At 65.2% G+C, this 9,064-nt stretch carries 6 protein-coding genes and 1 pseudogene; 2 read left to right on the forward strand and 5 right to left on the reverse strand.

Translation table 11 applies throughout. The annotated features are described in order from the left end of the window. Both ACFDSW_RS12540 and ACFDSW_RS12545 read right to left on the reverse strand, forming a co-directional pair. Nucleotides 1-321, reverse strand: a pseudogene (locus ACFDSW_RS12540) (glutaryl-7-ACA acylase); the annotation flags it as partial. A gap of 26 nt (nucleotides 322-347) precedes the next feature. Next, complete coding sequence (locus tag ACFDSW_RS12545) at nucleotides 348-2,264, reverse strand: M1 family metallopeptidase (protein ID WP_375250628.1); 1,917 nt, start codon at nucleotides 2,262-2,264, stop codon at nucleotides 348-350. Between the two features lie 461 nt (nucleotides 2,265-2,725). Here ACFDSW_RS12545 and ACFDSW_RS12550 point away from each other — a divergent pair, with 461 nt between their 5' ends. Continuing rightward, nucleotides 2,726-4,738 (forward strand): glycoside hydrolase domain-containing protein, encoded by a 2,013-nt coding sequence (locus ACFDSW_RS12550; protein WP_375250629.1) that lies wholly within the window; start codon nucleotides 2,726-2,728, stop codon nucleotides 4,736-4,738. Between the two features lie 257 nt (nucleotides 4,739-4,995). Then, nucleotides 4,996-5,880, forward strand: coding sequence for a class A beta-lactamase (gene bla, locus ACFDSW_RS12555; RefSeq protein WP_375250630.1), 885 nt, complete (start codon nucleotides 4,996-4,998; stop codon nucleotides 5,878-5,880). A gap of 108 nt (nucleotides 5,881-5,988) precedes the next feature. On the opposite strand, the gene ACFDSW_RS12560 is transcribed toward bla, so the two are convergent. The 3 genes from ACFDSW_RS12560 to ACFDSW_RS12570 all read right to left on the reverse strand — a co-directional run. Next, entirely contained in the window at nucleotides 5,989-6,378 is a 390-nt protein-coding gene (locus tag ACFDSW_RS12560) for a hypothetical protein (RefSeq protein WP_375250631.1), read from the reverse strand. Nucleotides 6,379-6,483: 105 nt separating this feature from the next. After that, a complete protein-coding gene (locus ACFDSW_RS12565; protein WP_375250632.1) occupies nucleotides 6,484-8,652 on the reverse strand; it encodes a TonB-dependent siderophore receptor in 2,169 nt (722 codons plus the stop codon). 189 nt (nucleotides 8,653-8,841) lie between these two features. Beyond that, a partial coding sequence (locus tag ACFDSW_RS12570) for an OmpW family protein (RefSeq protein ID WP_375250633.1) occupies nucleotides 8,842-9,064 on the reverse strand: 223 nt, incomplete at its 5' end.

Below are 9,064 nucleotides of genomic sequence, written 5' to 3' on the forward strand. Positions count from 1 at the left end.
GTCGAGATTGTCGACCAGGCGCTGGCTGGCGACCCGATGCGCCGAGCCATGCGCGTCATAGGGGGTGCGCGACAGCAGGATGGGCGCCTTGGCCGTGCCCTTCTTCATCATGATGATGGTGTACAGCTTGGTGCCGTCGCGCATCGGGATCATCGCCTCGCGCCTGATGAAGTCGGCCGAGGGCAGCATCTGCTCGTAATGCGGCACCACGTCCGGGGTCATCGGCGTGACGCGCCCGGATGCGGCCTGCTGCGCCGAGCCGGTGGCCGTCGCGAGAAGTGCGGCGAGCGGGAGAGCGATGTGGGTCAGGTGACGCTTCATGGATTCCTCGAATGGTGGCGCGGGGCTCAGGCGGTCTTGCGGTTATTGCTGCGGTCGCGATCGGGCAGCGCATGGTCGGGGTCGATCTCGGCGCTGCGAACCTCGCCGGGCGGCACCGCGACCGCGACGGACCCTTGCCGGATCCACGTCTCCGCCGGCAGTGCCACATCCCTGGTACGCCCATCGGCATAAGTGATGCGCAGCGTCGCCGGCATCACCAGCTTGTCGCGCGCTTCCACCCGCACCAGCGGCTCGCCACCCTTGCCGCGCTCGATCCCGGCCACCGCCAGATCCATCTGCCAGTTTTCGGCGTACCAGCCACGCCACCACCAGGAGAGATCCTCACCGGCCTCGCTTTCCATCGCACGAAAGAAATCGGCCGGCTTGGGGTGTTTGAACGCCCAGGCGGCAACGAAGCGCCGGAATGCGTGGTCGAAGCGCGTCGGCCCCAATATCTGTTCGCGCAGCAGCTTCAGCCCCAGCGCCGATTTGAAATAGGTGACCGGGTGTCGATACCGCTCGATCACCGTGTCCGAGCGTGACAGGATCGGCGGCGCCTGGCTGTCGGCCAGCACCGGCAGGATCTCATCCACCGGATTGCCGCCGCCGGGCGCGAACTCGCTGTCGCGCTTGGGCGCATATTCGCCTTTGTTGAACTCGTCCGATTCATAGGTGTCGATGAAGGTGTTGAAGCCTTCGTCCATCCAGGCATGACGGCGCTCGTCGAAGCCGACGATCATCGGGAACCAGCTATGCCCGATCTCGTGCGCGGTGATCCAGAACAGCTGCTTCCCCGCGTCGTCGATACCGTCGAACACGATGCCGGGATATTCCATTCCCGCCGCCGGCCCCGCGACGTTGATCGCGTTGGGCCAGGGATAGGGATACCATTTGGCCGAGAACCGCTCCACCGCGTCCTTCAGATATTCCGTGGACCGCCCCCACCGCTCCCGCCCCTGGCTCTCGGGTGGATAGAAGGACTGGGCCAGCGCCGTGCGGCCGTCCGGCAAATTGATGCGTGCCGCATCCCAGGCGAAGGCGGCCGACGCGCTCCACGCCACGTCGCGCGTGTTCTCCATGCGAAAATGCCAAGTCAGCGCGCGCGCCGAGTGTGGCCGCGTGGCGGGATCGTTGACCGCGCCTGGTGCACGAATAGTGACGGTCGTATCGCTCGTCCTTGCCCGAGCGAGCGCCGCCTGCTGCGCGGGTATCAGCACCTCGCCCGGATTCATCAGCTCGCCCGACCCCGCCACCAGCATGTCGGACGGCACGGTCAGCCAGTAATCGAAATTGCCGTATTCCAGGTAGAACTCCTGGGCGAGATACGGGAGCGTGTCCCACCCGCGCAGGTCGTCATAAACCGCCATGTGCGGATACCATTGCGCAACGGAAAAAATGTCCCCCGACTTGCCCGTCAACCATCCGGTACGCCCGCCGAACGCCTCGGCGGGCACGACATAATGATAGCGGATACGGATCGTTGCCTTGCCGCCGGCCGGCAGCGGCTGCGGGAGGCGCAGTTGCGCGCGCGCATCCGTGACGAGCGGAGCGAGTTCGACCTGGCGTCCCCCCGCCTCGACCGAGACCCCGTCCAGCATCATGCCCTCGGTGGAGCCCCTTGGCACGCCGCCCGCTGCGATCCCGCCGCGTGACGCCACCCGGTACAGGTTCTGGTCTAGCTGCAGCCACAGCACATCCAGCGTGTCGGGGCTGTTGTTGGCATAGCGTATCTCAACGGAACCGGTGATCGTCTTGGCCGCCGGATCGAGCGTGGCACGGATCGCGTAATCCGCATGGTTCTGCCAATAATCCGGACCGGGCAGCCCGTTGCCGCCGCGATAGCGGTTGACCGCCTGCTCCATATCGAACGGCGCGAAGGTCTCGCGGGGGTTATATGAAGGCTCGCTCGCCGCCGTTGCGGCAACAAGCGTCAGCAAAGCCATGGTGATCCGTGCTATCATGCAATCTCTTTCGGCCGCGTTCGCGGGATCGCGATAGCCTTGATATGAAATCACATTGATCCGGCCTTGCCGTCAATGACAAGATGCGGTCGGCACCAAACACAGCGACCCGCGCCCTGCTGATCCGGCCGCCGCATGTATCGAAACTGTCACCTCCCGCGCCTAGCAGGCGTTGCCATGACAGTGTCCCGAGAACGGGTGATACATTTCCGCGCGGATGGCGGATATTCGTCGCCGGGCAGCATGGGCCGTTATGCGATGGATGGCGGCCGGCTGTTCCTTTGAAACAGGGTCGACATCGATGCGGATGCCGGCGAAGACCGCTCGCACATCGCCGAACGGGCAACGCATATCATTCAGCGCCTGAGCGACGGAGAGATGCTACGCGACGGAACGGCGCTGTTCCGCTGCGACAAGGCCGCCAACAACCGGGGACAAGACCAATGATGCCTCGCCTGCTCGCCTGCTCGGCACTGATCGCGTCACCGGCTCTCGCAGCGCCCCGCCCGGCCGTCGACCTCGTCGATCCCTTCATGGGCACGACGGGCGATCGCGGACAGCTCTCCCCGGCCGCGGCCGCGCCGTTCGGCATGGTCCAGCTCGGACCCGATACCGACCCCGCCAACCATATCGGCTATGATCGCGCCGCGCCGCTGCTGCGGGGCTTTTCGCAGACGCGGGCGCAGGGCGTCGGGTGCCGGGGCGGCGGCGGCGATCTGCTGACCAGCGTCCGCTATGCCGGCGACCAGGGCCCCTCCCCCATCGATCATGGCAGCGAACGCGCCGGCGCGGGCTGGTATCATGTGCGCTACGGCCGCACGCCGATCATCGCCGATCTGGCCGCCGGACAATCAGTATCGATCAGCCGCTTCACGGCGTCGCGCGCCGGAACCGTATCGGTCGGCATCGACCCGCGCCACAGCTATGCCGGGCATGTCGACCACGAATGGCTTTCCCGCGACCCTGCCGCCCTGAGCCTGCGCCTCGCCAACGCCACGGTATGCGGCAAGGGCGTCTATCGCCTCGCCATCGCCGCCCGGCTGACGGTGCGGGGCCGGCCGGTGCAGCAGAGCGGCACGCTTGATCCGGACGGCGTCCTCCGCTTCCAGCTCCCGGTTCGGGCGGGTGACCGCATCGAGTTCCACGTCGCGCTGTCCACCGTCGATCCCGCCTCCGCACGGGCGACGCTGACTGGCGAGCTGGGCGCGCAAAGCCTAGAACAACTGCAGCGGCGGACGCGGCAGGATTGGGAGCGCGCTCTATCGCGGATCGAGTTCGATGCCCCGGCCGAGCGCCACGCCTTGTTCTACACCTGTCTGTTTCGCGCCCTGCAATGGCCGGCACGGATCGACGACGCCCGCGGCGCCTATCGCGGAACGGATGGCAAGGTGCGGAAGGCGCCGGCGGGCCACCATCGCTATTCAGGCTGGTCGCTGTGGGACAATTACCGCACCCAGATGCCGCTCGTCGCGCTGGTGGCGCCCGAGGTAGGCAGCGACATCGCGGACTCGCTGGTCGATCTGTTCGTGGCCGGGAAGGCGCAATGGGCCGGCCCGACGGAGCCCTTCCTGAGCGTACGCACCGAGCATGCCGGCATCGCCTTGCTCGATCTGTATCGCAAGGGCCTTGGCCACACCGACCCTGCCTCGGCCTTGCCGGCCATGGCGCAGGAGACGCTGCACCTGCCGCATGCCACGCCCGATGAGCGGCTGGAACTCGCCTATGACCAATGGGCCGTCGCCGAACTGGCATCCGACCGAGGGCATCAGGAGCTTGCGCACACCTTCGCCGCCCGTGCGCTGGACTATCGCCCCCTGTGGCGTTCAACCTTTCGCGATCTCGGTGCCGACGCCGATACCGTCAAGGCGCGCGGCCTTTATCAGGGAACGCTGTGGCAATATCGCTGGGCGCCGGTGTTCGATCTCGACTGGTTACGGAACGAAGCACTCGGCCGTCCCCGCTTCGCCGCCGAGCTCGAACAGTTCTTCGACCGTGATCTGTTCAACATGACCAACGAGCCGGACATTCACGTGCCCTTCCTGTTCGCGCTGGCGGGTGATCCCGCTCGAACCGACCGGCTCGTTGCCCGCCTGCGCGACGAACCGGTGGATCACTGGTATGAAAATCAGGCCAAATATGACCGGCCTGTCCACCAACCCAGCTTCTCTCGCATCGGCTTCGCCGAGGGAATGGACGATGACGGCGGTGCGATGTCGGCCTGGTATGTCTGGGCCTCGCTCGGCCTCTATCCGCTCGTCCCCGGCGAACCCTTCTATCTGCTCAGCAAACCGGCACCGGCGGCCATTCGTCTGCACCTGGCGAACCGTCGCACCATGATCATCGGACAGGCAGCATCGCCCGATCCGGCCCGCGCACCAATCCTCAATGGAGTGGCGCGACCCATGCGGATCCTGCGCCATGAGGATTTGCTCAAAGGCGGCGCGATCGGGTGGTAATATGGCGGCGCGTGCGGCCATCGCGCTTACCGGGCTGACAATATCGTAGCGGACGACAATCGGGCGTTCGAGAAGAGCCCGAACATACCCACATCGCTGTCTGGTCGAGCCGCGCCCTGTGCGGGTAAGGCGGATGGGGCTACATCCCAAAGCGACGCTGCCGCTGCAAAAATTGACCCAGAGGCGTTTGCGCGCCGGTAGGCTAGAGACACGCTGTAAATGGAAATCACAGGGGTCGGACAATGAATCGTCGTGACATGATGCTGGCGATCGGTGCGAGCGTGCTCCTGGCTGGTCGAGGCAATGCGGGCGCCATCGGGCGCGGTCCGACCGCCCGCCTTCGGGCGATCGAGCGGGCAGCCGGCGGCAGGCTGGGCGCGTTCGTTCTGGACACCGGCAGCGGAAAGAGCTTCGGCTGGCGTGCCGACGAGCGCTTCTGTCATTGTTCGACGTTCAAATTATCACTGGCGGCCATGGCGCTCCGCGAAGCCGATGCCGGTCGCCTAGATCTGACAGAGACGCTCGCCTTCAGCCGGGCCGATATCGTCGGCTACTCGCCGGTGATCGAGAAGAACCTGGACAAGGGCAAGCTGCCGATCGTGGCGCTGGCGGAAGCGGCGCAGATCACGAGCGACAATGCCGCGGCGAACGTCCTCATGCGCCGCCTGGGCGGCCCCGACGCAGTCACGCGGTTCTGGCGCGAGATCGGGGACAGCACGAGCCGGCTCGACGGCTACGAACCGGTCGTCAACGTGATCCCGCCGGGCACGCAGGAGAATAGCACCACGCCCCGCGCCATGGCCGAAACGGTACGGCGGATCGTCCTGGGAGATGTGCTGGGTACGGCCAATCGTGATCGGTTGCGTGGATGGATGGCGGCGACGCAGAGCGGGGCGAAGCGCATCCGAGCGAGCCTTCCCGCTGATTGGCGCGGGCTCGACAAGACGGGCACGGGCATGCGCCCCGGCATCGGCAACAAGACCAACGACGTCGCGGTCCTCATCCCTCCGGGCAACCGCAGCCCCGTGATCGTGACCGGCTATTTCGAGAATCCCTCCTTCTCCGAGGACGTGCGGCCAGCGGACGAAGCGGTTCTCGAGAAGGTCGGCCGCATCGCCGTATCGTCAACGCCATACCCATGACCCTTTGGTCGCTACCGCCGCTCATCGACCGTCGTTCCGATGATGGCGGGGCGACAAGGCTTTACGGCTGGATGCCGTCCAGCGCGGCGATGCTGTCGATCGCCGGCGTCACTGCCGCGTCCGCCCGCTGGAATGGCCGACTGTCATCGCCAGCATGATGCGGGTCGAACAGATCGCGCAGTCGAGAGCGCTGGCAGCGCCCTGCGCGCAGTCGAGACAGGCGCGCCGCCGCATCGATCCGTCGAGCAGGCCGAGCAGCAGATGTTCGTCCGGCGAGCGCGCGATGTCGCCCACGGTGATCCGGCGACCTAGCGCGGCTTCGCACAGCGTCAGGTAGCTGTCGAAGACCGGCGCCAGCATCTCGCATTTGCAAGGGGCAAGCATCCGGTGCAGCGCGCGCTGAACCGGCTCACCATTGTCGCGCGCGCAACGCCAGCATCGAGCGGCGTGGATGAGCAGGCCGGCGGTGTCGCGGGCCGCGTCCTCAGGCCTTATCATATCATCCTTCCATCAGCCGGGCCGACGGCCTTTTCTCGCCCCGGTGTCCGCGCGACAGCATCTGGTCGGTGCATGCCAGCTCGGCTGGGGTGAATGGCCATGACGTCAGAAATGGCGCTGGAGCGTGACCATGAAGGTCCGCGGTTCGCCCGGCGTCGTGCGGGTCAGGGAGGCGGTGGGGAAATATCGCTCGTTGAAGAGGTTGCGGACATTCGCCTGGAGCGACCAATCGTCGAACCTGTAGAAGATTGTCCCGTCCACCAGCACATAGCCATCGAGCATGAAGGGCTGCGCCGCCCCCGCCACCGCTGACGCCGTGCTGGCGGCGCGATTGCTTTCATGATGAAGCCCTGCCCCCGCGCCCAGGTTGGCAAGCGGCCCTGATGGTATCGCATAGCGTGCCCATGTATCGACGATATGGCGGGGTACGCTGCCGAGACGCGAACCGACGAGCAGCCGATTGTCGGCGGTCACCTTGGCATCGAGATAAGTATAGGCCGCTGTCAGTTCGACACCGTTGCCGGGACGCCAGGCCATTTCCGCCTCGACGCCGCGCGTGCGCTGTTCGCCGGTCAGCACATAGACATTGGGTAGCACGGCATCGGCCGTGGCGACATTGGCGCGGGTCAGCGAGAAGAGCGTCACCATCCCGCTTAGCCGCCCATCGCTACGGGCGATCTTCACCCCACCCTCGTAATTGACCCCGCGCTCGGGCGGCAGAACCCGTTGGTCGACGTCGCGGTAGCTGAACTGGGGCGTGAAGGATTTGGAATAGTTCACATAGAGCGAAGCCCAGTCATTGAGGGCAAGCGTGGCCCCCGCACGCGGACTGAACGCCTTGGCCGTGGTCTTCGGGCTCGCCACTCCCCCGCTCAGGTTGATCGCCGAGGCATCGTCCCAACGCCCGCCCACCGTCACCGTCAGTATATCGCCCAGCTTGATATGGTCCTGGACGTAAAAGCCCAATTGCCGTGTCCGGCTGCCTGCCGTCGAGAACGGAACCGCCGGATTATGAGTGCTGACCGTCCCGTACACCGGGGCATAGAGGTTGAGATAATAAGGATGGCTGGTGTCGTAGAGATTGCTGTTATCCGATCGGCGCCGGCCATAATCGACTCCGGTCAGCAGATAATGGTTTAGCGGCCCGGTATCGAAGCGGGCGCTGGCGTTGGTGTCGACGCGAAAATAGCTGCCGTTCTCGTTGAACGGCCCATAGAAAGCCCGGCTGACCCGGCTGTAGGCGGGAATGAGCGGGCTGGTCGCCGTTGCCGGAATATCCTGCGTATTGATCCCGGTGACGAACAGCCAGTTGTCCCAGCTATTGTGAAAATCCTGATAGCGCAGCGACTGGTGGATCGCGATGGCATCAGTGACCTGATGATCGAGCGCATAACCCAGATTCCAGTAATCATTCTTCTGGACGGCGGGATAGACGGCATCGTTGATGGACAAGCTGATCGGCAGCGGCCCATTGGGGTTGGGCAGCGCGGTGCCATAGGCTGTGGTCGGTGACCAGGGACGGATATCGTCCTTCTGATAGCGGCCGAGCAGGGTCAGGGTGGTTCGCCCCCCCATTTTCCAGCTGAGCGAGGGGGCGAGGAAGATACGCTTCTGCCCCGAAGAATGGACGAAGAAGTCCTGGTCGCGATAGACGGCCGCCAGACGCGCGATCAGGGCGCCGTCGGTCGTCAACGGGCCATTCGCATCGGCGCGAACCTCGATCAGATCATAGGAGCCGGCGCTGACGCCGAGATCGAGAAACGCTTCATCCCGGGGCCGTTTGCTGACCAGATTGACGATGCCCGATAGCGGTCCCTGGCCGAACAGGCCCGACGCCGGCCCCTTCACCACTTCGACACGCTCCAGCGCGCTCATCTCCGACGTGCCATAGCCGGTGTCGTCAAGCAGCCCATCGAGATAGGTCGCGCCGGACGAGGCATTGAACCCGCGAATGTTGAAGCCGTCAAAAAAGCCATAGGTATTGTTGCGCGACACTCCGGCGACCCCCGCCAGCGCATCACCAAGCCGTAGCACGCCACGGTCACTCAGCGTTTGTTGCGTGACGATCGATATCGCCTGCGCGTTTTCCAGCGTCGGGATATCGGCTTTCGACGCCATCGCGACACCGGGATTCTTGGCGCCGGTAACGATGATGTCGCCCCGCCCATCATCGGTGTCCGTCGCCTGCTGCGCGTTCGCCACCCCCGGCATGGCGAGGCAGGATGCACTGACCGCCGTACCGATCACCCTCTTCAAACGCCGTGGCTTCATCATTCGCCCCTTCCCCAAAAGTCGGGGCGCTATAGGCGTAAGTGCTATTGACTCGCAATATCATTCTTTATGCCAGCCCCGCTATGATGAGAAGCTGCGCGTCCGGCTGGCCGCCATCGCCATATTGCAGGGCGACCCAGCAAGTGCCGATCGCCTTGTCACGGACAGCGCCGCGCCAAGAGAAGCCCGCCTTTAGAGACGCACTCCAAAACCGATCCCGAACACCAGCGGGTCCAGCGATACGTCGACCCGCTGGCGCCCCAGCGCCGCGGTGTCGAGCCGGGCGACGGTGTCGATATCGATGTACTTGACGTCGACGTTCAGAAAGACCCGGCGGGTGATGTCGATATCGACGCCCGCTTGCGCCGCCCAGCCTACACTGTCTTTGAGGTGTACCCGGGTCGGCCCCACCGCC

The organism is Sphingomonas sp. (assembly GCF_042091075.1).
Classification (GTDB): domain Bacteria; phylum Pseudomonadota; class Alphaproteobacteria; order Sphingomonadales; family Sphingomonadaceae; genus Sphingomonas.

Coding starts and splice junctions, on each gene's coding strand:
- bla (WP_375250630.1), top strand. CDS start 4,996: ATGATGCTGGCGATCGGTGCGAGCGTGCTCCTGGCTGGTCGAGGCAAT.
- ACFDSW_RS12560 (WP_375250631.1), bottom strand. CDS start 6,378: ATGATAAGGCCTGAGGACGCGGCCCGCGACACCGCCGGCCTGCTCATC.
- ACFDSW_RS12550 (WP_375250629.1), top strand. CDS start 2,726: ATGATGCCTCGCCTGCTCGCCTGCTCGGCACTGATCGCGTCACCGGCT.
- ACFDSW_RS12565 (WP_375250632.1), bottom strand. CDS start 8,652: ATGATGAAGCCACGGCGTTTGAAGAGGGTGATCGGTACGGCGGTCAGT.
- ACFDSW_RS12545 (WP_375250628.1), bottom strand. CDS start 2,264: ATGGCTTTGCTGACGCTTGTTGCCGCAACGGCGGCGAGCGAGCCTTCA.